The following is a 24323-nucleotide window of genomic DNA, read 5'->3' as shown; positions in this document are numbered from 1 at the left end:
CGGTTTCGGAGGATGGCTTAGCGCAGCAATCCAACACCAAGAATAATAAGCGCAGCGGCCAAAACAAAAATACCGGTGTAAATAAGTTTGATGAGCCCGTTGGGCTGGGTTGCTCCTTTGTCGAGGGCACAAAAGAAAAAGCCGCCACTGATGAGCAAGGCCGCCGTGGGAACGCCGGCACGGACGAGCCACAACAAGACGATGGACAAGTTTGCATCGTCGGCCAGCACCTGGCAGACGAGCGACAGGATGACGATCACACCGGCGTGTGCGTGGCCGGCGCGGAACATGGACTTTTGAAAACCGGTGAACTCCGCACCTTTGAATTTTCCGGAGAGCACGGTCAACAGAAAGTAGCCGCCGTATTCGATGGAGGGAATGGTGAGGAGGGTGATGCCGGACATGAGTTTTGCTTCAGGTGTCATAGTTGTAAAAAAATTAGTGTACTCTCAAGGATGATCCCGGCGTCGGTGCGTCGAGCAGGGTTCGGTGATATCGGCGTCATGAACGATCTTACTTCTAGCAAGTGCGTGCTCGGCGCCTGGGTGTGGGTGGGTGCCTGAACCCCAGGCTAAAGCCTGGGGTTATGCAAGACTCCCGGTTACGGTAGTACTATTTACATTTTTCTTTCATGCTTTCCGCCATGCCTTTGCCCCAACGGGGGGCTAGGGCGTCGGCGGGTTTGAAGGTTTCGAATTTTTCGAGGGCCTGGGTGTTGGTGGCGCAGGCTTCGGTGGCGGGGGAGCCGAAGAAGGCGGCGGTGCCGAATTGGATCTGGGCGAGCAGGGCCAACGCGCGCGGGTTTTCGGGATTCAGGCTTACGGCTTTGCGGAAGTTTTGCGTGGCCAGGCCAGAATATTGTTGGCCGCGCGTGGCGGGATCAACGTTGATGCGGATCATGTGGATGAATCCTTCCATGGCCACGATCTCGGAATCATTCGGGCGCAAGGCCTGGGCTTTTGCCAAGGCGGCGGTGGCCTGGTCAAGGTACGTGTCTTTCTTGGATGCGTCGCTTTCCTTGTTGGCCATCATCACATAACCAAAAGAAGCGTAGTAGAATGGCTCCCACTTCGACTTCTCTGCCGCGCCAATGCGTTCCAGCGTATTCACTGCATTTTGCAACTCGGCGGGTGCCGTGGCGGTGTAGACAATGTTGATATTCTTCTGCATGGTTTCCGTGTATTTGTCATCGGCAGCCATAACGGCGGCCGGAAGAACGAGGGTAAGCAACACGAGGAGGCGATAGGTGAACATAGCGAGTTTCATAGTTTTGTTGTTTTGGGTGAAAGATTTTTTTTTAGAGAGATCGATTTATAGTGTAGGCAATTGATTGGTGGTTTTATCTTTTGACAGCGTAATGAAAATGCCCAGGAACAAAAAGCGCGGCGCGGGTTGGCGTATAGGCCGGCTGTTGAAAGTCCCTTGCGCATCGGGCGAAGTGCTGTACTCGTAGCCGAAGATGTTATCGCGACCGAGCACATTCGTGCACGACAGGTGGACGATGATGTAAGGCTTGGGCAGATACGACACATTCACGCTCAGGTCGGAATAATAGGGTGTCTTACCCCCGTTGAATGTATCGGCATTGGGGTCGTTGTATGGGCGGCCCGAGGTGTAGGAATACGTGAGACCGAGTTGGGTCCGGACATCGGTAAAGAAATATTTCGTCACCACCGAGAAATTATGGGCGGATGCAAAGCTGGGGGTGGCGCGGTAGGGAGAATCCAGGTAGTCGCGTTGCGTGTCGAGGTAAGAATAGGATACCCAATAGTCGAGGTTGCGCACGGTCCGGTTGTCTCTCCAAAAGAACTCAAGTCCTTTGGCATAGCCGTCGCCCGTGTTGGCCAATTGCATGGGGTCGCCGTTCACGTATTTCACCAGGTCGCGATAGCGTTTGTAGTAGCCTTGCACACGCAGCGTCCGGTTGTTCTCCATGATCTGGTAATTCAAAATAAAGTGCTCGGCTTTTTCGGCTCCCAATTGGTGATCGATCCGCACCAACTCGTTCTTGGCCGTTTGACGAAAGGAGCCATAGGCAAAATGGATCTGGCTGCTTTTGCCCGTCTTGTAGGCCAACGACAGCCGGGGGTCGATGCTGATTTTTTTATTCAGGCTATTGTATTCTGAACGCAAACCACCCTGCATCACAAACGCATTGCTGGTGTACAGATCCATCTCGGCAAAGCCAGCGGTGATCACCTCGTTGAAGGACAACGTGTAATCCTGCCCTGCATTCAGGTCATTGACCTGGTCATAGTTTCTTTGAATCACTTCCACCCCGGTGCGCAATTCCGCCTTGTCCGACAGCGAGCCCTCGAACACCGTTTTCGCGTGGGCGCCCTTTTGTGTTTCCACCGTATGGTCCAACCCAGTCCAATTGTTGTTTTCGATGGACGTATAGGAAAGGCCGCCGCGCACGTTCCACTTTTCATTCAGCACGGTCTTGTAGAAGCCGTTCAGGTATCGGTAGTTGTTGACCAGATCGTAGACCGTGAGGTGGTTATAGTCGTTGATATCGTGGTTATACAGGGAGTAATCGGAATGATTGAAGTTCCCATACACCTTCACCATGCCCTGTTTGCCGACTTTCTGCCGGAAGGCGCCGATGCCTTCTATAGAAGCGGGCGCCGTTTTCCAATCGATCCGTTGATTGATCAACCCGAAATAGGGACGGATGTTGGTGTACTGCACCTTGGCCGCCATAGAACCACCATCCCAGGCCTGCGTATGCGCCACATCCGCGCCCACGGAAAGAATGCCGATATCCGTGCGGGTCATCGCGGCCTCGTCTTTCGAATCCAGCGCCAACACGGACGAGAGCGCCTGACCGTATTCAGCCGAATATCCCCCGGTGCTAAAGCTCACACCTTTGAACATAAACGGCAGGAACCTGCCACGCGAAGGGGTGTTGGGCGCCGACGGGCCATAGGCATCCAACACCAGCATGCCGTCGATAAACGTGCGTGTCTCGTTGCTATCGCCGCCGCGAACAAAAAGACGGCCGCTCTCCCCTACTTTCTGCGTGCCCGGCAGCGTATTGAGCGCTCCCGCAATGTCAGCCGTGGCACCGGCAGTGGTGGCAATGTCCAGCGCTTTGAACACCGTTCGGCGCGAGGCATCACTGGCCGTGAAAGCGCCGGCATTGATGGTGACGACCTCCAGTTCGTTAATGGTCTCTTCCAGCCGGGTGTCAACAACGATCGGGCTACCCTCAAGGGCTACTGCTTGCCGGTATTCTTTGTAACCGACGAACGAAACCACCAACACGTGTTTCCCTTGCTCGGTGGTGGTGAACTGGAATTTGCCTTCCACGTCAGTGGTACCGCCGTCATAGGTGCCCTCCAGCACCACGTTGGCGCCGGGGATGCCCTCGCCTTTGTCGTCCAGGATCTTTCCGGAAAGTGTGGTCTGCGCCAGGGCAGCCAGGGGAAAAAGAAAGCAAAGGGTAAAAAGTATCTTCATACGTTGCCTGTTTTTAGGGCTTACACGTCAAAGATTCATGCAAAGAAGAGGTTTTGCGAACGCGAGTTACCGAACTGTGGTATGGGGTGGATGAAGTGTCGTCCCTAAGGCTGGACCGGTGTGCAGACTAGCGAGATGACAAATTAGTTCATTAAAACTTCATAGGACTGTGCCGAAATCTCGCGGGGAAATCCACACCGTTTCCATTATATTTGGTTATAACGACCTTAAAATGAATTCGACATCCACGACCTGTAGGGCTTGTCAAACGGAAGGTACAGGGAAATTTTGCAGCAACTGCGGGCAGTCTCTCGTGATCAAGAAGGTGACCCTGCCCTACCTGCTCCACGAGGTGTTCCATTTTTTTACGCACCTGGATAAGGGCATCGGCTACACGCTAAAACATCTCATCACCTCTCCCGGCACCATGCAGCGTGACTTCCTGGCCGGGAACCGGAACCGGCATCAAAAGCCTTTTTCCATGTACTTCGTCGCCGCGTCCGTGGCAGCCCTGGGGCTGTATTGGATCAACTATGTGATCTTGCATTACCATCACGTGGGCGGGGGAAGCGAGATGGCGTTCTTTAATAAATACCTGGTCATGATGCTGCTAGTCATCATTCCGGCAAGCGCGTTGCTGACCTGGCTCTTCTTTTACAACAGTGAATTCGGATTTGCCGAGATCGGCGTGATGCAGCTGTATATGCTTTCGATCTTTTTCCTGATGGTCATGCTGATCCAGTTTCTAAAATTGATCTGGCCAGCGCTGGAGACCCGCTACATTGAACTGCCGTGTTTTTTGGTGTATACCGTATTCACCTTTAAAAACTTCTTCCTGTATCAGGCAAAATGGAAAGTGATCCTGAAGGCTATCGCCTGCGGACTGATTTTCTATCTCTCCGTCATCAACCTGCAGGATTTTATTGTAGAACGGTATATGCACTGAGCTTACGATCGTTCTCTCAGATCCTCACGTTCCAACATTCCGATTTTTACGATACCTTATCCAACACCGACAGGCTTTTGTTGTTCACCAGGTGCTCGATGGCACGGGCAAGCAAAGGAGCACAACTGACCACTTCAATTTTGGGGTGCTCGAACTTTTCGTTCACCGTATCGGAAATACATAATTTCTGAAGTTGTGAGTTTTGAATGGTGTCCAGCGCCGCACCGCTCAACACGCCATGGGTACAATAGGCGCGCACCGAGGTCGCACCATGTTCCATCAACACATCGGCCGCCTTGCAAAGCGTACCCGCCGTGTCCACCAGGTCGTCGACAATGATGATGTTCCGGTTCTTTACTTCCCCGATGATCTCCATATGCGCCACCTGATTGGCTTTGAGTCGCTCTTTGTTGATGACGACCATTTCGGCGTCAAGGTGTTTTTTGTATTCGCGAATGCGCTTGATGCCGCCGAAATCGGGGCTGCAAAGACAGAGGTGATCGAGCCCCGAGTTCTTGATGTGGTCGCAGAACAGCCGAAGTGACGACAACGGGTCAAGGGGTATTTTATAAAAACCTTCGATGGCATTGGTGTGCAGGTCGAGCGTGATGATGCGGTCGGCCCCCATCAACTGAATAATGTCGGCCACCATGCGCGAAGAAATGGAAGTGCGCTGGCCGTCACGGCGCTCCTGGCGGCTGTGGGGAAGATAGGGCAAAACCAGCACGACCTCCTTCGCCGACGAGCGCCGGGCGGCGTCCACCGTCATGAGCATTTCGAAGAAGTGCTCGTAGGGCATGTTTACCTTCGCGACCAGGAACACCATCTGGCCACGGACGCTTTCATTGAAGCGTACCGACAGTTCGCCGTCGGAGAACTTTTCAGTTTGAATATAGTGAAGGGGCAAACCGAGCGCAGTGGCGATCTTTCCCGCAAGTTCAACAGCAGTGGAGGTGGCGTAAAGTTTTACCGAATTTTCCATGCGCCAGTATACGAATTTTTTTAACCGCAGAGGCGTAAGGACGCAAAGAAAAAAGCGCAAAGCCAACTTTGCGTTAACTTTGCGCTTTTTCTTGCGTCTTTGCGTCTTAGCAGTTTTAATGCATTTTTAGGCGTGGTGACGTTCATCCGTCTCCTGGTCTTCCGGCGGCGTACGACTCCGCCACCAAAGCGCCAACGACGAACCAGTAATGTTCATAGCCGGACCAAACACCGCCGCAGCCAGTCCCACCGTTGCCAGCTTGCCCATCTTGAGCGCAATGCCCGAAGCGAGGCCACCATTCTGCAGCCCCACTTCCAGCGCCAGCGTTCGACAATCTTTTTCGCTCATACGCAAACCACGGCTGATCCAATACCCGAGTATGTAACCCGTAATGTTATGCATCAACACCGCCACGACCAGCAATTTACCCACCAGCAACAGATCATTGCGGCCGGCGGCCGTGATCACCACGATGATCAGCGCGATGCTGATCATCGAGACCAGCGGCATGACCGCATCCAGCCATTTGAATTTGCCGTGAAGGAAATGATTGAAGATCAAACCAACGCCAATCGGAAGCACGATGATCTGGGTGATGTGCCACACCATATCCAGGAAGTTGACCGGCACATATTGCCCGGCGAGCAGCTTCATGAACATCGGTGTTACCAGGGGCGCGATCAAGGTCGAGATGGCCGTCAGCGTAATGGACAAGGCCAGGTTGCCGCGCGCCAGGAACGTCATCACGTTCGAAGCAAGCCCGTTCGGACAGCTTCCGATCAATATGATGCCCGCGGCGATCTCGGGTGGAAATGAAAAGATCTGTGTCACCGTCCACCCCACAAAAGGCATGACGGTGTAGTGACACAACACGCCTACGATGACACCCTTTGGCATCTGAAGTACGCGGGTAAAGTCTTTCCAACTCAATGCCGTGCCCATGCCAAACATAATAAGTTGCAGCAGGGGAACGATGAGCTTGGAGAGTTTGAAATCGCCCACCGTCACGAAATATTGCGGGTAGTACATCGCCACGCTCACGGCGGCGAAGATCATGATGGTATAGGAATATCCTTTCAGCAGTTCATGGCCGCGAAAGGCCAGCGCGATCATCACAAAGAAGCCCATCAACAACAGGCCTCCAAAGCGAAACGATTCGGGCTCGACAGGTGCCGTGGCACTGCGGGGCGTGAGATTTACTTCCTGAGGCTGTGTATACAGCAGGACAATGTAACCAAGAATAAAAAGTGCTGCGAGAAAAAAGAAGATCTTTGAAGTGGTTTTGTTCATACGTACAAGCTTGTTAAAGACTTTGCGTCCTCCCTCCTTTTCGTTGTGACACACACGCGCACACCGCAAAGAAGCAAGGACGCAAAGCAAGGTAATTTACTAAAATCAGATTAACTCCAAAGTCTGTCCCATGAACGGTCTTTGTCCCAATCTGTCGACGGTGCGAAGTAGGCGGGATATTCAGGATCCAGGTGTTTCTTCACCACCTCTTCGTTGAGCTCGATACCCAGGCCGGGTGAATCCGGCACGAGGGCATAGCCCTTTTCAATCATCGGTTTTTTTGTTTTCACGAGGCTGTTCCAATAGTCAACATCCACGGAGTGGTGTTCGAGCGCCACAAAGTTTTGTGTGGCTGCCGCACAATGCACATTGGCCATAAACGAAATGGGCGTGCCCGCAAAGTGCATGGCCATGGCCACACCACGTTCTTCGGCATAGTCGCCGATCTTTTTGGTTTCCAGCAATCCGCCGGACGTGGCCAAGTCGGGATGCACGAGGTCGATGGCGCGGGCGTCTATCAATTTGATGAACTCCTCTTTCAGATAAATATCTTCGCCCGTCAACGTCGGAGTTTCGATGGCTTCCGTGATCTGGCGCCATTGGTCAGTGAACTTCCAGGGAATGAGGTCTTCCAGCCAGGCGAGGCGATATTTCTCGACAGCCCTGCCCAGGCGGATGGCGTTGTTGTGATCAAAGTGTCCATAGTGATCGGAGGCCAGCGGAATTTCGTAGCCGATCTTTTCTCGGACAAACGCGATGCGCTGCGTCATCAGCTCCAATCCTTTGTCGGTGATCTGCACTTGTGTGAACGGGTGCTCCGTGCCACCGTAGGTCATCGCTTCGTTTGACCATTGCCGGCCGATGTCCCAATAGTTGCTGTTCACGGTGGTTCCCGGGATGCCCTTCAATAATTCAATACCAAAGTCCATCTTCATGAATGTGAAGCCTTGCTCCACCATCCGCACATTCACCTTTTGGGCGAAGTCGGCCTCGTTCTCTCCTTCAGGGGTGTCGGCGTAAAGACGCACTTTGTCTCTGTAGCGTCCGCCAAGCAATTGATAGGCCGGTACGTTATACGCTTTTCCGGCCAGGTCCCACAACGCCATCTCTACGCCACACACACCGCCGCCCTGACGTCCGTGAAAGCCGAATTGTTTGATGCGTTTAAAGAGCAACTCCACGCTACAGGGGTTCATGCCCATGATGCGGCTCTTCAAGAACATAGCATAACGCCAGCTGGCTCCATCGCGCACTTCCCCATAACCGGAGATGCCCTGGTTGGTGTCGATCCGTATGATGGGACAGCGCGCATGTCCGTTCATGACCACGGCAAAACGCATGTCGGTGATCTTCAGATCGGTTGGCGACGACATCTTGTTCACCTTCGAAGTGGCCTGTGCCAGCGTGTCTTCTATGGGGCTGAACATGAAACCGCCCAGCATCAATCCGCCTGCGCCCACTTTCTTCAAAAAGTCGCGGCGGTCGTTGCCATTGCCCTGGGGGGCACTCGTTTCGCTCATTACGGGGTCTTTCAATCCCAGTCGTTCCAGGAATTTTTGTGACGGTGTCTTCATAATAGGCTAGTCTGGTTAGGTTTTGATAAATCACTATTATTGGCGCCTCCGCCTAGGCGGAGATCACCACGTTCTCTTCTTCATGAACTCGTCCAGCTCTGCGCGGGTCATCGGCAGCTTGTCGGGATTCTGATCGAGCCATTTCAGGAAGTCCTTCTTGATATCGTCGGTCCACTGCTGGTCGATCTGACCGGGAGTATATTTTCCTTCGCGGAGGCGTTGGTGGCCAAAGGCGTCACGCAAGGCGATGAACTCGGCGTTGACCACGACTTCTTCCACCATGTGGGCGGGGATGAACACGATGCCACCCTTCTTGGCCAGCACCGCGTCGCCAGGCAATACCGTAACACGGCCGATGCGGATGGGCACATTGATACCGCCCAGCATCATTTCCTGGATATACGACGGGTCATAGCCCTTGATCCACGCATTGAAGCCTTCAATTTTTTCGAGGCCTTCGGTGTCGCGAACAGAACCATAGAAGATCACGCCGTTTTTGGATTTGGAATAAATGGAGTTGCCCAGGTTGTCGCCAATGAGCGTGCCGTCGACGATCTTGCCATAGCTATCGGCCACGTATACGTCGCCGGGTTTCAGCACGTCGATGGGCCACGAATTGAAGCCGCCGATGCGGCCTTCGGCTTTGCCTTTGTCTTTAACTATCTTGTCGTAGTCGGGGCGACGGGGCCAATATTGCACGGTGACTGCACGGCCGGTTAACACTTGTTCGGAACGCAACAGCATCCAATCGCCTTCAAACTGGTTGTTGTAGCCGGCGTTGCGCAGGATGCCCCACGCTTCTTCCAGCGAGATGTTCCTCAGTCGCGTCAGAAATTTGTCGGGAACATTGGGGCGTCCGTCCGGCAGGCGGTCGCCTTTCCATTCGGGGGTGAGGGCCACGATCTGTTCTTTGGATAACGCCACCTGTGCTTGGGTGGCGAGCGATGATACTACAAGTAAACTGGCGAGGAGTAGGTGTTTGGCTTTCATTTTGTACATGGATATTTTGAAAAAATTTAGGAGATTATTCCGCGTAAACCGCCCGCTGTTACGAGAGGGGTAATAAGGCTACAGTTTCGGTCATAATTTTGCGTGTTCGTTTCAGCACACGCACCTTCTGAAGCCTTCCTTAAATTACGCATTTATTGCTTTTCCTAAACAGTGATAGTTCACCTTTGCGGAATAGACCGCAACACCTGAAATTATCCCTTGTTCTCCCAAGAAAATTATCGGCCACGCCCGATCCTCACACATCGCACACCTTTTGTGATGAATCGCAAAAACATCTTCATTCAAAAAAAGGAACGCCTTTGGTGGCATACTTGCGCATGCCCTCCTCGTTGATCTCCACGCCGATGCCGGGTTTCTCCGAAAGCGTGATGAATCCATCTTTCACCATCGGCCCCTCGAAGGTGACGATCTCTTTGAACATCGGGTCGGTGTGGAAATAGATCTGCCACTCCAGGATCAGGAAGTTGGGCACAGACGCACATACATGACAGGACGCCATCGCGCCGAGATAGGACGCTACCATGTGCGGCGCAAAGGGCACATAGTAAAGATTGGCCAGGTTCGCAATGCGCTGCCCCTCTCCCAGCCCACCGGCCTTTTGCAAGTCGGGCATCACAATGTCCACCGCACCGATCTCCAGCATCCGCCGGAAACCATAGGCGAGGTAATGATTTTCGCCGGCGCAAATGGGCGTGGTCGTCGACTCGGTGATGTTTTTGTAGGCCTCTACGTTCTCGGCGGGTATGGGTTCTTCCAGCCAGAGCAAGTTTAGGGACTCAAAACGTTTGGCTACTTGTTGACCCGTCACCGCATCATACTTGCCATGCATATCCACACAGATGTCGATCTTGGGACCGACGGCTTTTCTCACGGCCGAGATCTGGTCGTACATGCGTTGCAATTCCGCGGGACTTGCCGTCCAATTGTAAGCGTCGTATTTATTGGGGTCCCTTGCCTCATCGACGTCAAACTTCACGGCATTGAAGCCCATCTTCACGGCTTCCATGGCACTCTCGGCAAACTTTTCAGGCGGTGGTGAGTCAGCGCGATACAACGCGGTATCACAATATACCCGGATGCGATCCCTGAATTTTCCACCCAGCAATTGATACACCGGCAAACCCAACGCTTTCCCCGCAAGATCCCACAATGCGCTTTCCACCGCCGACAGCACCGCGACAAACATGCCCGACTGCGCCCCTTCAAAAAATCCCGACTTGCGGATGTCCTCAAACAATCGGTTCACGTTGAGCGGACTCTTGCCTTTGAGACGCTCGCCAAACATTTTCACGAGATGATACGTGCCGGGTGTAGCATCCACACCCTCGCCGCAGCCCCATATGTTTTGATTGGTCAAGATCTTTACAAAAAGACTATGACCATTGCGAATGTAACCGCATTTGATGTCGGTGATCTTCAGATCAGAAGGTGCAGACAACATAGGCGTTCGCTGCAACGCCGTCTCCAATCCTTTTCCAAAACCTGATAAAGCAGAAAAACCCAACGCACCCGCCAGGGCACTTTTGGTGATGAACGCGCGTCGCGATGATTGATAAGTCATGTGGTTGTGCTATTAGATGATAGATGTGTTACCATGTGCGCGTCTTCAGATACTCCTGGATCTGATCTTTGGGCACGGGAAGTTTGTCGATGTGTTGATTGAGCCATTGGGAGAAATCTTTTTCGATGGCGTCGGACCACTTGGAGTCGATCTGACCCGGCGTGTACTTCTGTTCGCGCAAGCGCTGATGACCAAACATGTCGCGCAGCCGCACGATCTCGGAAGTCTTCACCACCTTTTCGGCGAGGTGTGGCGGAATAAAGATCACACCTCCGTTGCGCCCCAACACCACATCGCCCGGAAGCACCATCGCATGACCGATGCGCGTGGGCTTGTTAATGCCTACCAACGTAGTGTTCAACTCGCCGTTGGGATCGTTGAGATGGTGTGAAGGATGATAGGTCCTGAAAAACGACGTAAACGATCCGATCTCCTTCAAGCCTACGATGTCGCGGATGGCACCGTCGTAAACAATGCCGTTGCCGCTTTTGGTGTAAATGGAATTGCCCAGGTTGTCGCCAATCGTGGGGCCGTCCTCATGCGCACCGAATTGATCTACCACATAAACGTCACCCTTCACCAGCATGTCGATCGGCCACGAGTTTTGCGACTTGATGCGGCCGTCCTGTTCATGCCCTTTCTTGTCGATGACACGTTGCACATCGGGCCGGCCCGGCATGAAGGTGGCCGTTAATGCCCGGCCCACCAGCACGCTGTCGGGATTGATGCATTCCCAGCCGTCTTCGTAGTTGTGTTTATAGTTCTCGCCTTTCAACACGGCCCACGCTTCTTCCAGCGTGACCAGCTTCATGCGCTTCAGGATATTGTCCGGCACTTTCGGGCGCCCGTCAGGAAAGCGTTCGCCTTTCCATTCGGGCGTCAGAAAGAGCAGTTCCTCTTTGGAGATCTGTTGAGCTTGCGTGGCCAGCATCGACAACGCGGCACACAGAAATAAAACAAGTCGCTTCATGAGTCAAAGTCTCGGGTCAATGAAATAGTTAAGATTCGGGATCAATTGGCATCCCACCATAATTTTGTATCCAGGTTGTCGGGCCCTTGGTCACTGATGGCCTGCTGAACGTTGGTGCTGTTCACCAGGATCTCCGAAGGCGGATATGTGAGTCGGGTGATGAAATCAACCGTCCTTCCGGGATAGGGATTGACCGCCAGGACCGGAAATCCGGTGCGTCTGAAATTTGCCCAGGCCTCGGGACCATTCAGGAAGGAAGCGATCCAATATTCGTATCCGATCTGGGTCATTTCATTGCCCGCGAAAGTTGCCAGCATAGCGTCTGAATAGGTATCACGATCGGCGGCCGCCACGGCGGAGTTTGCATCGTACAACGCCATCTGATTCATGTGCGCCTTAATGCCCGCCACGAAATAGTCCGATGCCACGCCACTGGTGATCCATCCCCGCACACGGGCTTCGGCCAGCAACAAATTGGATTGACCGGCAGTGACCAGAAACATGGGCGAGGTTCGTTTCACCAGGCGCGTCCGGTCGATCTGGCTGAATGCATAGCGACTGCCACCACCCGGCAAGGCTGCGCCGGCCACGTCGGCCGTGCCGTCCGTGCTTCCCATCGGCATGCCATACTGGTTGGCCGCTGCGGTCGTTGCCACACCTGCGACTTGCGCCGGGCCCGACGATGCTCCAACATAACGAACCGCGATGGCCGACAGCCTTGGATCGTTGTTGTTTTGAAGGGCCTTCACAAAAGGCTCCGCCAGATAGAAGTTGGCCGCTTCTGTGCCATTTAACAAATTACCGAGTGGGTTAACAAAATTGGCGTCGTGCTTGACCACGGCATTGTCTGCGTTGTCCGTAATCACTCCACCGGCGAACGCATGGGCTACTGCCGCAGCGGCTGCCGTAGCATCCCTTTCGCTCAGACGCATACCGGCCCGCAGCAAAAGCGAGTATCCGAATTTTTTCCACTTCGCAATGTTTCCGCCAAACAGCACATCGGAGGTTTCAATTTTGCCGCTGGCATCCAGGGCGTCCGTGGCGGCGGTTAACTCGGCCAATATGCTGGAATAGACGACGTCCTGTTTTTGATAGTCCGGAAAGAAAACCTGGTCGGGAAAACCTTTTCCCGCGTCGGTATACGGTATGCTTCCATAGGTGTCGGTGAGGATCATGAACGCCATAGCTTGCACGATGCGGGTCATGTTCATCAGGTTGGCGCGCGTCGGATCAGACTGGGTTTTGCCGATGGCGTCGCTGGTATACTTCACGACGTTCTGATAGTAGTTTGTCCAATTCGCAGGCGTATTGTTGATGTTCACCTGGTTGAAATTGGCACCCAACAGCACGCCCGTATTAGACGAAATGGCCTGCTGCACAATACCCAATTCATAGCTCGCCGTTCCGGCGGGATACGATAAAAAGATCACGGCATCGTTCAGGACCAACGCGGGGTCCAGATTGGTGATGCCGGTCTTGCTTGTATTGATATCGTCAAAATCCTTTTCGCAAGACGTGATGATGCTAAAAGCAAACACCAGCAAACTGAGGTTTAATATCTTTTTCATGCGATGTGTAGATTAAAATTTGACATTCAAGTTGAACCCGATGCTCCGTGTGGTGGGTACACTCGGCGACTCCAAGCCCACTACGTTGTCTGAACTGTAGCTGAAGCTCTCGGGGTCGATGTTGGGAACCCACTTTTTGATCATCAGCACGTTGTTGGCCACAAAGCTCAACCGGATACCCTTGATGGGGAATGTCGCTTTGAGAAATTTCGTGAAGTCATAGCCCACCGTGATCTGGCGAAGTTTCCAGTAACCCGCATTGTAAATGACCGGCTCCACGATTCCCGAGCCCCGCACCACTGAATAGAAGTCTTCTGCTCCGGCGGCCTTCGTGTTGATGTTGCTGTTGACGTCGACACCCACGCCCACCACGGCACCCTTTTGAGCACCCGTGACCGGGTCAATGCCACCTTCTCTGCCAAACAGTGTTTCCTTGGAGAGCCCGTGACGATAGGCGTTAAAGTTTGTTCCCGACAGCACCTTACCACCCAGCTTGAAGTCGATGAGGACGGAAGCCGTGATGCCTTTGTAGTTGAAGGAGTTTGTGATCCCCCCGACCCATTTTGGCAACGCACTGCCGAAGGGGATCAGTTTGGTCGTGGGCAAGGCCACGCCGTTGGCCCCGTAAACAATCATACCCTTGTGATCGGCCTCGACGGACCCATCGTCTCTCCGGTAGCCGAAGCCAACGATCTGACCCATTTCTTGTCCGACGATCTGCTGTACATAGCCGTTGAATACGTGCGTTCCCACCGTGATATTCTCACCATCATTGGTAGTCAATAGACTGAGCACCTTCGTGATGTTATAGGCACCGTTGAAGGTAAGGTCCCACTGAAAATTATCGGTCCTCAGGGGCACCACGTTCAGCATGAGTTCGATACCCTTGTTTTGGCTTTTGCCATGGTTGATCAGCGTGTTGATAAACCCGGAGGCATCCGAGATCTGCGCCCGAACGATTTGATCGGTGGTGATCTTCCTATAGACGGCCACATCCATGTTGACGCGGTTGCCGAACATCTTCAACTCGAGTCCCAACTCCGTTTCGTCCACCTGCATGGGACTCAAGGTGAGATTGGGTACGATGGTCCCGGAGGTTCCCACGGGCTGGCCCTGAAACTGATTGGCATTGACCGTATAGATCAACTGTTGTGAGTACGGCGGCACATCCGAGTCGCTACCCACACGTGCATAGGCAGCCCTGATCTTGCCGAAGTCTAGCCAATTCAAATCGCCACCCATCATTTGCGAAAAGACATAGCTGGCCGATACCGAAGAATAGTTCTTCTTCCGCTTTCCGGGCGACAAGGTGGAAAACCAGTCGTCGCGGGTGGTGAGATTCAAGTACAGGAATTGTTTGTAGTTCACTTCTGCCATACCATAGAGGGAATTCACGCTGCGTGTTACCAGGTCATAGGTCGGATCCTTTGCGCGACCGTTTTGAACGGTGTACAAATCTTTTACCGCAAAGTCTGTCACCTGCACGGTGTTGGTGTCCGAACGCCGGTGCATCCGGTTTCCACCTACGCTCACATCCACCCCAAAGTTCTGGAAGTCCTTGTTGGCCCTCAGCAGAAAGTCGATATTGGTTTCGCGGAACCGGCGTGACTCCTGCGTGTAGAGGCCGTTGTAGAACCCAGACACGGCCGAGTTCACCGAACCCGAACTGATGGAGGCTTTTCCCGTGGGCAGGTTGATGTAGTCCGCATCCCGCGACCAGTAATCCTGTCCGCCGCGAACCTGCAGATTAAGCCACTTGGTAAAATTGTATTTCGCCGAAAGGTTTCCGAATATCCGGTCTCTCCGGATGTTCTGCTTCACCTGGTCCAGCACCCAGTACGGATTCGTACGGTTGGTAAACCGGGAGTACACATATTCGCCTCCGCCGGCGTTGTACCGGTTATCTCTTAACACATCGAGCGGCATGGTGTTCGCCATAGCGTACAACGATGTCGGTATGGAATTGTCCTGGTCGGACACTACCGGGGGATTTTTGCTGTACTCGTTGGCATAGTTCACGTTTCCCTTAAAACTCAACTTGGACGACAGGTCATAGCCAAAGCCCAGGTTCAACGTTTTGCGGTTGAAAGTGTTGTTGGGTGTGACGCCCTTGCTGTCCATGTTGGACACCGACAAATTCATCCCTCCCTTTTCGCCATTGGCAGACACGGAAACGCTATTGGTAAAATTCTGACCGTGGCGGTAGAACTGGTTGATGATACCCTTTTGCGCAACATAGGGAACCTGCACGTTGTTGAACAAAAGCTGCGTCATGCCCGGCTCGATCTTGGGTCCGAAAGACCACTGGCCGGTCGTGGGGTTGGGCAACGCTCCCGCAGAAGCGGGGCCGAGGCCGTTCTCGCCCTGCCCGTACTCATATTGATAGTCCGTGTAGTCCAGCACTTTTTCGTCGGTAAAGTTCATGTTATACGTCACGCCCACACCCTTGGTGAGGGAATTCCGCGACTTGGTGGTGATCATGATCACACCGTTCTGGGCACGTGATCCGTACAAGGCTGCAGCCGTTGCGCCTTTCAACACCGTCATGCTTTCGACGTCGTCGGGGTTGATGCTGTTGAGGCCGTCGCCGCCGTCGGTCGAGGCGCCACCGCCTTTGTTGTTCACCGAATTATCGCCGGCCGTATTTCCCTGGTTAGTACCGAAATTGGTGTTATCTATCGGCACGCCGTTGACTACGATCAGTGGCGTGTTCTGACCACCGATCGAAGACTGACCCCGGATGCGGATCTTGGACGACCCCCCGGGACCTGTGCCCAACGAGGTCACGTTCACACCGGCGATCTTGCCTTGCAGCGTGTTCATCACATTGGTCGAACGGTTCACGGCAAACGCATCGGAGCTCACTTTCGAAGTGGAATAGCCCAAGCTCTTTGCCGACCGCTCGATACCCAGCGCAGTGACCACCACTTCATCCAATGATTTCAAGTCGGGCGCCATGTTCACGTCAATCACGCTGCGTCCCGCCACGGTTATTTCCTGCGTGGCATAACCGACAAAAGAAAACACCAGTACGGCGTTCTCGTTGTCCACTACAATGGAGTAGCGACCGTCGGCATCGGTAGTGGTCCCGGTGGTTGTTCCCTTCACCACCACGTTCACCCCGGGGAAACCCGCTCCGCCTTCTTCGCGGATGGTACCGGTCACCGTCTGAGCCAACAGTTCTTCGCGGCGCGCCACATCACGCACCATGTCGCGTTCGAGGAAGGTGTCAAAATCTTCCACCTTGTTGAGCGCGAGCGCAGGCACGAGCACGGTCGAACTTTGGGGTTGCTCGGCAGTGCGGGCAGTCTTCTTGTAGATGACATAGAAGCCATCGCCAGCCTTTTCATAATAGAGGCCCGTGTCTTTCAAGACACTATCCAGCGCTTGTTCCACGGCCTTGAAGTTGCGGGCCGAAAAGCGTACCTGTTTGTTTTCAATCCACTCGTCCTTGTAGGCGATGGAGATCGCAAAGGAATGTTCCAAATCGGTCAACGCTTGCTTTAACGAGCTCGCGTCGCCCGTACGTTGCTGCGCGACGCGGGGACGGGTAGCCGCCGCGTAGACGGGGTCGTGCTGCGACATGGCCTGCAGATGCGCCACGAGCAACATGCCGAGCAATAGGTAGCGATTTTTCATAGGTTAGGGTTTTAGATTGTAGCGGATTAGTTTCTTAGGGTCTACACATTTAAAATGCGTTAGGTTGTGTCTCTCTCATTCTCTATTCATTTAGGGTGATACATTTCTTTACTATTCTTCGATGGTGATCGTAGAGCCGTCGCGCGTGATCTTCAATTGAAAAGCCTTTGCCATTTGCTGCAACAGCTCTTCGGCATTCGCCAAGGGCATGGATCCCGACACGGTTTGTTCCAGCAGTGTGGCGTCGGTCACTTTCACTTCCAACCCATAGTTGTCGCGGAGCATGCGCACCATCTCGCCGAGGCTGGTGTGGTTGAGAATGATCTTGTTTTGCGTCCAGGCCGTGTAGAGCTGCGGGTCCACTTCTTCCTTCTTGTATTTCTTGCCCTTGAATTCGACCATCTCACCCGGCTTCATCAGGATCTTTTCCTGCGATTTGGCCATCGGCAGGTTCAGGCGGATCTGACCGGACTTGAGAATGACCGTGGTTTTGAGCGTCCGCTTATAGACATTGAACACCGTGCCCAACACATCGACACTCACACCGTCGTCGGTGCGCACGCGAAAGGGTTGGTTATTTTTGGTGTGCACCACCGAGAAGAGCCCTTCGCCTTCGAGCCAGATCTCGCGGTCGGCTTTCTCATCCCAACCCTTAAGAATGCGTAGGGTCGAGTTTGCGTTGAGGATGACCTGTGAGTTGTCGGGCAACACCACGGTTTTGGTTTCGCCATAGGCAGTGTGGTATTCTCTCCAGGGCTTTTGCTGTTGGAATAGAAAAAATGCGCTCAGCATAAGAATGAGTGTAACAGCGGCCGCGGCGTACCATCCGCGAGCAATCCCCGGCTGATGGCGTTTCAGTTCTCGGCTGTTGTCAATGTCGCGGATGCGGTCCCAAAGTTGGGTAAGGTCTTCGTGGCTGAGGGTATGGTTGGAGAAACGGATGCTCTCCAGGATCGCGCGGGCTTCCTCTACATCCTCGCGTTTTTCGGGATGCTGCTCAAGCCAGGCTTCCCAAAAGATGCGCGGGTTCTCCTCGGCGGGGTGTGACACCCAATACTGAAAATAATCATCGGTAACGAAGTCATTTACAGAGAAGTTAACGTACTTTTTCACGGGTCGTGGGTCTAGGATTTTGGACGAATAAGCCTTAAGAGGGGGCTACAATCGATTTCTCACCGTTTTTTTTGAGATTTTTTTTGAGGGGGGTGTATTTAGGCCCGGTGCATTGGTTTAATGCGGGAGACCAAGATTCAGAAAGGACAAGTATCTTAGGGGGTGAAAGGCAACGGGCACTTTATTGAATAGAGCAATTATGTCAGAACAATACCACGAACTCTCCTTCTATACCCTCGCCCACCCCGACAATTTATATTTCATCCATCAACATATAGTAGACGCGCAAACCGCACAGACGGCAGATGCCAGGACAAAGCCCATCGCTATTATTTATGCTTTGTCAGGATTATACTTAATGATTGAGAAAAACTACACAGGCCGCCAAGTTCAACAAGCCCACCTGCAGCTCTCCAAAAACAAAAAGAACTTACCGTCTTTCCGTTTACCCGAAAAAAGAGGCGAAATAACCGTACAGGAAGTTTTGAAAGCACCGCCTGGACCAGAGCGAGACGCCGCGATCAGAGATTGGTGTGTTTCGGTTTGGGAAGCATACAGAAGCGTTCGGGATATAATAATTAGATATTGTGATGAGAATTTAAAATAAGGTAGAATTTGTTGAGCTATCAAGAACGACAAACACATGTACTGGGAAGAGAAAATTGAGAGATTAAAGAAAACAACCGATCCAAAAGACTTTAGGGATCCTTTCACTGAAGGTTTGGACATCCTTAAAAAGATACATGATCGGTTTCTGACAACCTATACGCTAGACTACAACGAAGGCTTCCAGAACTGGCCGGATGGTCTCAAGGACAAAGAAAAGGTGAAGGAACTGCTGCCACCCCATCTCCATTGGGAGTTGACGGTGCTTGATCCAAAACAGAATTACTGGATAGTGCTCGCCGAGGCATTACCTGGAAAAACCGCCCGAGTGTACGACGCCAAGCCCGCAGTGATTCTCACGCTCGTAAGCCTATGGCAAGTGGATTTTTATATTGGGGACAAGAAATACAACTGGCTGGTACATTTCAAACGCAGCCCGGACAATGTTGCTATTTATAAAGCGTCCCCCGCCACTACGCCATGGGACGCATTAAAAGCACCTTGAATAGCAACAACAGTTAAGATCCCTTCGTCACTTTTTCCTCCTTGTAAGTGGACATTATTTTCTGTAAGACCTTGAGGTCATCCTTTTTATTGGCCAAGTGCCCGGAAAACATAATTTCGTATCTATGATTCTTTCCCTTCACGAGGAAATAAACCGCGTAGTAATCTTGCTTGTCTACCGTTGTGTGAAACTCAGCCCACTTGCAGGGAAACTTTTGAATTATCGTGTCTTTTGGGGTTCGACACCCAAGTCAGTTTTTCTCCTGCTTTTATTTTAACAAACAAGGTCTCAAAACATATATCCGCGGTCATGTCTTTGCTCAGCTTTGAATCACTACGTCCCACGTAGTTATCACATCCATTTGCAAATGCGATTTGCAATGTATCGCCGCGATTAAATGTTGCAAATTCGGAGCCTCGTGAGCGGGTTCGGTTAAAACCTTTAGGGAGAGAAAACTTTATTCCGTTTGATGAGAACTTTGTTTGCCCAAACATCAGAATGCTGCTAATCCCAAAAAAAACTATCAGAATGACTTTCTTCATAAAAAAAAACTAAACAGGCTTCTTCATCCCCTCCAGCTTACTCACCAAGCCCTCCAACGCAATCTTAATCTCCGGAACCTGAGTTTTCGCAGACATGCCTTTAGCCTTTGCCAGCATCTCCCCATAATTCGCATCGGGGAAAGTCTCGATCAGCTTGAAGAAATGGGTGGTGATTCCCTCGGCCAACGATGGCGCGTAAGAGCCAAAGCGCTTTTCATCCTTCACATTGTCCAGGTATAAATTAAAATTCCCAATGATCGTTTGCCGGTTAGACGTCAAAACGCGTTTGGTTTCTGTGGAGTCTGCTGCATCTGCTTGCTCGGCGATCCGATCGTTCCCCAGCTTGAAGTAGTAGATCTGAAGCCCCAGTCCAAACTTCTCGACCGCGATCAATTCTTCGGGATAAATATATTTGTCTTGTACGTCCATGCCTTTATAGGTATCGTACAGGTCGCGGTACTTATGAAAAAATTCCTTGGTCACTTCGTTCTTATAGTTCAGACCAAGTTCTTTATCATCCGCCACCACCAGGTAGTTCTGAGCATCCACCAGCTTTTGAATGACGACGGCATTTTCGGGATCCGAAAACTTCGGATACAGCTCGTCTTTGGGAGTCTGATACTGAATTTCAAAAATAACGGTCTGGTAATCCTCGGGGGTCCAGAAACGCTTGTCGATCGGGAATCTCTGCTTACTGCTACATCCCAGGATGGCAACGCCACAACAAATCACAAATAAAAAACGCTTCATTTTAATCATATATCAATTAATTGTATCCGACTTTAGGGTTCTCAAATGCTTTCACCGAAGATAATAAACTATCCACTTTTTGTTCCCATTGCTTCTGCTTTTGCAAAATAACGCCATGATACGCCTCATCATCATACCGGTATTGCACTCTACGCTCTTGTAGTCTATTCTTTTTGATGATAGCCGCTATCTCAGCACTGGCGGGAGGCGTTGACCGGCCAGACAATTCCTGGCGGCAGAGCCTGGCAAAATATTCCGTCACATGAAAATGGTATAGCTCGTGCTGCAACAGAAACCCATCCCCTGTCCGGTTATTATAAACATAAGACCGCGAAGGATGAAAAAGCGCATTGACAACGACCTGGTCTCCTTCCCTATCCCATTCAATGGAAGTCGTAATAAAGGCAAACTCGTTGCCCCCATCCAGCGTCTCATTCGGCATCTTGAATCCCCTGAAATCTTTCAACGTAATGGTCTTCACCAACGCATAGGCCATTGGACGGCGGTACGACAGCACATTCACATTCAATAAGATTGCCGTCACCAGCGCCGTGACCCCCAGGATCAAAACCGAATAATTGAGTTTCGACCACAAACGCTTGATCCGCACCTCGGGCGCCACAAAGGAATGCCCCCTCGACCAATTATAGATATCGAACCCAATAACGGTCACAAAGATCAACCCGACGATGAGATACAAATAATCAGGCGACATGGAAGATCTTTGAGAACATCAAGGACAACAACAAACCCACTCCGAAGAACAAACCGGACGCCATCAAATGAAGGACGATCCATCCATTATTCCAGTCGACAAAGATTAAGTAGCTGAAAAGGAGATTATCCATCAGTATTTTTACGGAGCAGCATAAAAGGGCGATGGAAATGGACTGAGGCGAACCTTTTGTGTCTGGAGATTTAACCAGGAAAAATCCATAGAAACAGGAACAAAGGCCGACCGCGAAAACAAACTGAATTGGACCAAATACTTTAAAGGCAATTTGTGAAATACCCACGGTGAGCAAAGCCCAGTTAAATATGGAGAATATATTTATGGGCTTTCGTTGCGCCATGAAGATTGAAAAAAGTAGCCGGTGGAATATTGAAGTCGAAAGATAGATATTTTGGCGTGTTTTTCATGCCCTGGATTCTCTAATTTATCTCTCTCTGTAAACGCGCCATAGATCAGATAACGGGCTGGTTATCAGGACAGTTGAATCTGTTCTTCATTGACCGCATTCTTGCATCTGAAATCGCCGGACTCCATTCAGAACATGCCTCTAAAAGTTCGCCACTACCATCAGTCAAGTTTTCTTCCTCTTTCTTTTAAAGACCTTATCCACCAAGGCATTTAAATTTATCCCTATCCCGGCTATGTTTGGTTTAAGTTCTAAGATTTTGTTGGCCTCACTTAGCACCGTATCTTTGTCATCGAACTTATTTCTCAAAAAGGACAATTGCTCCATAATTTTTTCTTCAAATTCCTCCTTCGCAGTCTTTCTTACTGTACCCAACACCTCGCTTACATCTATTTCTTCCGATGATCCTTCTGGCACATAATCTTGAATACCCTTTCCCTCAAGGGTCAACAAATGATTAAAACTGATTGATAGCTCAGAGTTGGGAATTGCAACACGCTCTTCAAAAACCAGTTTTTCGAACGAGTTATTAATATCCTCCAACGTATGTCTAATGATTGCAAAAAAATCACGTGGCTGCTTTCCTTCAACATATATAGAAATGCGTTTTTCCTCCTCGTCAGATTTTACAATTGCCCTTGCCGCATATTTTGCATTTGTAAGAATAGCACCGGTACGCCAGCTATTGTTCTTCTTGATATCCCTGTGCATTCTTACTATAAAACGTGGAATAATTGATTTGGGGAGAAATGCGTATTGAATGTAGAACTTTATCTGTGGGGTTATTTGCAACTCAGGTTCCTCAATGCCTAACAAGTCTGGAATCAGTACTCGTTGGTTGTCTAAGTCGTAGCAAAGTTCAAACTTCTTCATCAAAGAAATTATATAGTTGAACTTATTTTCAGGATAATTTTTTTTGTCTAGAATAGAAGAAAGGGATTTAAAATTCAACACTCCCTGTGCTTCAATTATCAATCTTGAATTAATAATCTGATAGACTGCATTGGTGATCCAATGTGGGTTTAGCACATTCGTGTCCTGCAAGGCTAAATCTCTATAATTCAGCATTATGCCCAGGTCACTAAGGAAACTTAATAACTCCGATTGTTCAGCAGGATCTACAACTTTGTTTTCTACACAAATCGCAATAAAACTATCATATGAAATGTAGTTTTTGTTTGCCTCCTGAAGGCCTTCCTTTATTAAAAACCATTCCTTCCTCCAAAGCGTGTCTAAATGCTTAACATTCATTAAAGAGCTGACAATTCCCCGCTTCAATTCGTTTAATCCTTCCCCGTTGCTACAAGAGACACGAAAAAAACCGGCTATAGATTTATATTTATTTTGAATAAATTTTCTATTAATGTCGAATCCAGGATTCTCGTCCACTTTATTGATAACAAGCAACACAGGAGAATCGCCGCCAAAGCTTTCAATATTCTTAAGCCAATACTCAACTTTCTCGTCTTTTCTGCTATCAATAACAACCAGGTAGATGCTTCTTTTGGACAAAAAAAACTGATGTGTCGAATGCATTATTTCTTGGCCGCCAAAATCCCAGATCCTAGCCATCACGCTGCTATCCTTTTCCCTAATCATGCTCCACTCGCGAATATTAATTCCGTGAGTTTGACTTTCATTTGAATTGAACTCATCTCTTGTTAGTCTTTTCATTAAAGATGTCTTGCCGCACCCCCCTTCGCCAACAAGGATTAATTTGACTTCATTAAGTGGTTGACGGCTACCTATCTCAAGAGACTTCCAATATTCCTTGATTGAATCAATTCCTCGAGACAAAATTTCAGGGGGCAAATTTGAAATATTGGTATCAAATGCATATAAACCAACTTCCATTTTGTCTAGTAAGGTCAATTCAATATCCCTTAGACCAGCAGCTTCTTCATATTTTTGACTTCTAATTATTAAGTCTTTTTGGCTTTTTACCTCTCGCAACTTGTCATGAGCCATACACAGTGGGACTATGTCGAGAACTGTGGTTGGCATCTCTCTAATGTCATTCCCGGAAATAAAGAGTGAGGTAAGATTTTTAAGCCTGTTGATACTCTGCGGAATCTTTTCGATACTATTATAACTGAGATCTAATACCGATAGACTATTGGGCAACCCTAAATTCTCAGATAGTTTTTCAATACTATTATTGCTAATATCTAGAAATTGCAGTCGCGATAGAGAACTAAGTTTTGAATTAATTTTGGCAATATGGTTACTATTAAGAACCAATCTGTGTAAATACTTGCACTCAAAGATTGTATCGGGAATATCGGCCAACCCTACGTTTATCAAAACCAACGTGGTTAATTCGTCATCTTCGATCTGATAGGCAGCGATTTTGTGATCCACGACGTCATACCATTTCTTGCCTGAATCAGAAACCCTAAAGGCAACCTTTAAGAATTCAAACAATGTACTATTCCAATCTCCTGGTGAGGGGCGAAATTCTCTTGGCACCTCTATATCATCAATATTTTGAAGCTTGGTTCTGGTTTGGCTTTCGATCTTACGAATTATTTGTATCGGGGTCATGATCTAGCTATTAATTAAACAAGATGTAAAATTCAAAAAGCGAAAGCAGTCATCCGTACGACATCAATTTCAGTATAACAAATGCCTGTTTCGATAGACACGCTAGCTTTCAAGAGTAGTG

19 protein-coding genes are annotated in these 24323 nt (G+C 50.4%); 3 read left to right on the top strand and 16 right to left on the bottom strand.

The window, feature by feature from the left end:
- Positions 1-17: 17 nt before the first annotated feature.
- From D4L85_RS23425 to D4L85_RS23415, 3 genes are all read right to left on the bottom strand, one after another.
- Entirely contained in the window at positions 18-425 is a 408-nt protein-coding gene (locus D4L85_RS23425; protein WP_119756591.1) for a hypothetical protein, read from the bottom strand.
- Positions 426-612: 187 nt separating this feature from the next.
- Entirely contained in the window at positions 613-1266 is a 654-nt protein-coding gene (locus tag D4L85_RS23420) for a hypothetical protein (protein ID WP_160143943.1), read from the bottom strand.
- 45 nt (positions 1267-1311) lie between these two features.
- Positions 1312-3462: a TonB-dependent receptor gene (locus D4L85_RS23415; RefSeq protein WP_119756589.1), complete on the bottom strand. Its 2151-nt coding sequence runs from the start codon at positions 3460-3462 to the stop codon at positions 1312-1314.
- Between the two features lie 232 nt (positions 3463-3694).
- Between D4L85_RS23415 and D4L85_RS23410 the strand changes: the two genes are divergently transcribed.
- Positions 3695-4408: a DUF3667 domain-containing protein gene (locus tag D4L85_RS23410; protein ID WP_119756588.1), complete on the top strand. Its 714-nt coding sequence runs from the start codon at positions 3695-3697 to the stop codon at positions 4406-4408.
- A gap of 46 nt (positions 4409-4454) precedes the next feature.
- Here the strand turns inward: D4L85_RS23410 and D4L85_RS23405 are convergent, their stop codons facing one another.
- From D4L85_RS23405 to D4L85_RS23365, 9 genes are all read right to left on the bottom strand, one after another.
- Positions 4455-5390 (bottom strand): ribose-phosphate diphosphokinase, encoded by a 936-nt coding sequence (locus tag D4L85_RS23405; protein WP_119756587.1) that lies wholly within the window; start codon positions 5388-5390, stop codon positions 4455-4457.
- Positions 5391-5516: 126 nt separating this feature from the next.
- Positions 5517-6680, bottom strand: a complete 1164-nt coding sequence (locus tag D4L85_RS23400) for a bile acid:sodium symporter family protein (protein WP_119756586.1) — start codon at positions 6678-6680, stop codon at positions 5517-5519.
- Between the two features lie 110 nt (positions 6681-6790).
- Positions 6791-8200: a mandelate racemase/muconate lactonizing enzyme family protein gene (locus D4L85_RS23395; RefSeq protein ID WP_228450957.1), complete on the bottom strand. Its 1410-nt coding sequence runs from the start codon at positions 8198-8200 to the stop codon at positions 6791-6793.
- A gap of 117 nt (positions 8201-8317) precedes the next feature.
- Positions 8318-9244, bottom strand: a complete 927-nt coding sequence (locus tag D4L85_RS23390; RefSeq protein WP_119758910.1) for an RraA family protein — start codon at positions 9242-9244, stop codon at positions 8318-8320.
- Between the two features lie 298 nt (positions 9245-9542).
- Positions 9543-10826 (bottom strand): mandelate racemase/muconate lactonizing enzyme family protein, encoded by a 1284-nt coding sequence (locus tag D4L85_RS23385; protein ID WP_119756584.1) that lies wholly within the window; start codon positions 10824-10826, stop codon positions 9543-9545.
- A gap of 28 nt (positions 10827-10854) precedes the next feature.
- On the bottom strand, positions 10855-11796 hold the full coding sequence (locus D4L85_RS23380) for an RraA family protein (RefSeq protein WP_119756583.1): 942 nt from the start codon (positions 11794-11796) through the stop codon (positions 10855-10857).
- A gap of 41 nt (positions 11797-11837) precedes the next feature.
- Complete coding sequence (locus D4L85_RS23375) at positions 11838-13364, bottom strand: SusD/RagB family nutrient-binding outer membrane lipoprotein (protein WP_119756582.1); 1527 nt, start codon at positions 13362-13364, stop codon at positions 11838-11840.
- A gap of 12 nt (positions 13365-13376) precedes the next feature.
- On the bottom strand, positions 13377-17003 hold the full coding sequence (locus D4L85_RS23370; RefSeq protein WP_228450594.1) for a SusC/RagA family TonB-linked outer membrane protein: 3627 nt from the start codon (positions 17001-17003) through the stop codon (positions 13377-13379).
- 111 nt (positions 17004-17114) lie between these two features.
- On the bottom strand, positions 17115-18116 hold the full coding sequence (locus D4L85_RS23365) for a FecR domain-containing protein (RefSeq protein WP_119756581.1): 1002 nt from the start codon (positions 18114-18116) through the stop codon (positions 17115-17117).
- Positions 18117-18315: 199 nt separating this feature from the next.
- On the opposite strand from D4L85_RS23365, the gene D4L85_RS23360 reads away from it, so the two are divergent.
- Both D4L85_RS23360 and D4L85_RS23355 read left to right on the top strand, forming a co-directional pair.
- Positions 18316-18723: a DUF5946 family protein gene (locus D4L85_RS23360; RefSeq protein WP_119756580.1), complete on the top strand. Its 408-nt coding sequence runs from the start codon at positions 18316-18318 to the stop codon at positions 18721-18723.
- Between the two features lie 36 nt (positions 18724-18759).
- The gene (locus tag D4L85_RS23355; RefSeq protein ID WP_119756579.1) at positions 18760-19227 is read left to right on the top strand and encodes a hypothetical protein; all 468 of its coding nucleotides are present in this window, start codon (positions 18760-18762) and stop codon (positions 19225-19227) included.
- Between the two features lie 191 nt (positions 19228-19418).
- Here D4L85_RS23355 and D4L85_RS23350 read toward each other — a convergent pair whose 3' ends face one another.
- From D4L85_RS23350 to D4L85_RS23330, 4 genes are all read right to left on the bottom strand, one after another.
- Positions 19419-19769, bottom strand: coding sequence for a hypothetical protein (locus tag D4L85_RS23350; RefSeq protein ID WP_119756578.1), 351 nt, complete (start codon positions 19767-19769; stop codon positions 19419-19421).
- Positions 19770-19778: 9 nt separating this feature from the next.
- Positions 19779-20519 (bottom strand): hypothetical protein, encoded by a 741-nt coding sequence (locus tag D4L85_RS23345; protein WP_160143942.1) that lies wholly within the window; start codon positions 20517-20519, stop codon positions 19779-19781.
- 16 nt (positions 20520-20535) lie between these two features.
- Positions 20536-21234 (bottom strand): hypothetical protein, encoded by a 699-nt coding sequence (locus D4L85_RS23340; protein WP_119756576.1) that lies wholly within the window; start codon positions 21232-21234, stop codon positions 20536-20538.
- A gap of 589 nt (positions 21235-21823) precedes the next feature.
- On the bottom strand, positions 21824-24202 hold the full coding sequence (locus D4L85_RS23330) for a COR domain-containing protein (RefSeq protein ID WP_119756574.1): 2379 nt from the start codon (positions 24200-24202) through the stop codon (positions 21824-21826).
- Positions 24203-24323 lie beyond the last annotated feature (121 nt).

Origin of the sequence: Chryseolinea soli (genome assembly GCF_003589925.1) — a bacterium.
GTDB lineage: Bacteria > Bacteroidota > Bacteroidia > Cytophagales > Cyclobacteriaceae > Chryseolinea > Chryseolinea soli.
Note: the sequence above shows the minus strand (reverse complement) of the source record. Positions and strands in the feature narration are given on the sequence as shown.

Excerpts from the sequence above, each read along its gene's own strand:
- D4L85_RS23425 (WP_119756591.1), bottom strand. The coding sequence starts at position 425 with ATGACACCTGAAGCAAAACTCATGTCCGGCATCACCCTCCTCACCATT.
- D4L85_RS23420 (WP_160143943.1), bottom strand. The coding sequence starts at position 1,266 with ATGAAACTCGCTATGTTCACCTATCGCCTCCTCGTGTTGCTTACCCTC.
- D4L85_RS23415 (WP_119756589.1), bottom strand. The coding sequence starts at position 3,462 with ATGAAGATACTTTTTACCCTTTGCTTTCTTTTTCCCCTGGCTGCCCTG.
- D4L85_RS23410 (WP_119756588.1), top strand. The coding sequence starts at position 3,695 with ATGAATTCGACATCCACGACCTGTAGGGCTTGTCAAACGGAAGGTACA.
- D4L85_RS23405 (WP_119756587.1), bottom strand. The coding sequence starts at position 5,390 with ATGGAAAATTCGGTAAAACTTTACGCCACCTCCACTGCTGTTGAACTT.
- D4L85_RS23400 (WP_119756586.1), bottom strand. The coding sequence starts at position 6,680 with ATGAACAAAACCACTTCAAAGATCTTCTTTTTTCTCGCAGCACTTTTT.
- D4L85_RS23395 (WP_228450957.1), bottom strand. The coding sequence starts at position 8,200 with ATGAGCGAAACGAGTGCCCCCCAGGGCAATGGCAACGACCGCCGCGAC.
- D4L85_RS23390 (WP_119758910.1), bottom strand. The coding sequence starts at position 9,244 with ATGAAAGCCAAACACCTACTCCTCGCCAGTTTACTTGTAGTATCATCG.
- D4L85_RS23385 (WP_119756584.1), bottom strand. The coding sequence starts at position 10,826 with ATGACTTATCAATCATCGCGACGCGCGTTCATCACCAAAAGTGCCCTG.
- D4L85_RS23380 (WP_119756583.1), bottom strand. The coding sequence starts at position 11,796 with ATGAAGCGACTTGTTTTATTTCTGTGTGCCGCGTTGTCGATGCTGGCC.
- D4L85_RS23375 (WP_119756582.1), bottom strand. The coding sequence starts at position 13,364 with ATGAAAAAGATATTAAACCTCAGTTTGCTGGTGTTTGCTTTTAGCATC.
- D4L85_RS23370 (WP_228450594.1), bottom strand. The coding sequence starts at position 17,003 with ATGAAAAATCGCTACCTATTGCTCGGCATGTTGCTCGTGGCGCATCTG.
- D4L85_RS23360 (WP_119756580.1), top strand. The coding sequence starts at position 18,316 with ATGTCAGAACAATACCACGAACTCTCCTTCTATACCCTCGCCCACCCC.
- D4L85_RS23355 (WP_119756579.1), top strand. The coding sequence starts at position 18,760 with ATGTACTGGGAAGAGAAAATTGAGAGATTAAAGAAAACAACCGATCCA.
- D4L85_RS23350 (WP_119756578.1), bottom strand. The coding sequence starts at position 19,769 with ATGAAGAAAGTCATTCTGATAGTTTTTTTTGGGATTAGCAGCATTCTG.
- D4L85_RS23345 (WP_160143942.1), bottom strand. The coding sequence starts at position 20,519 with ATGAAGCGTTTTTTATTTGTGATTTGTTGTGGCGTTGCCATCCTGGGA.
- D4L85_RS23340 (WP_119756576.1), bottom strand. The coding sequence starts at position 21,234 with ATGTCGCCTGATTATTTGTATCTCATCGTCGGGTTGATCTTTGTGACC.
- D4L85_RS23330 (WP_119756574.1), bottom strand. The coding sequence starts at position 24,202 with ATGACCCCGATACAAATAATTCGTAAGATCGAAAGCCAAACCAGAACC.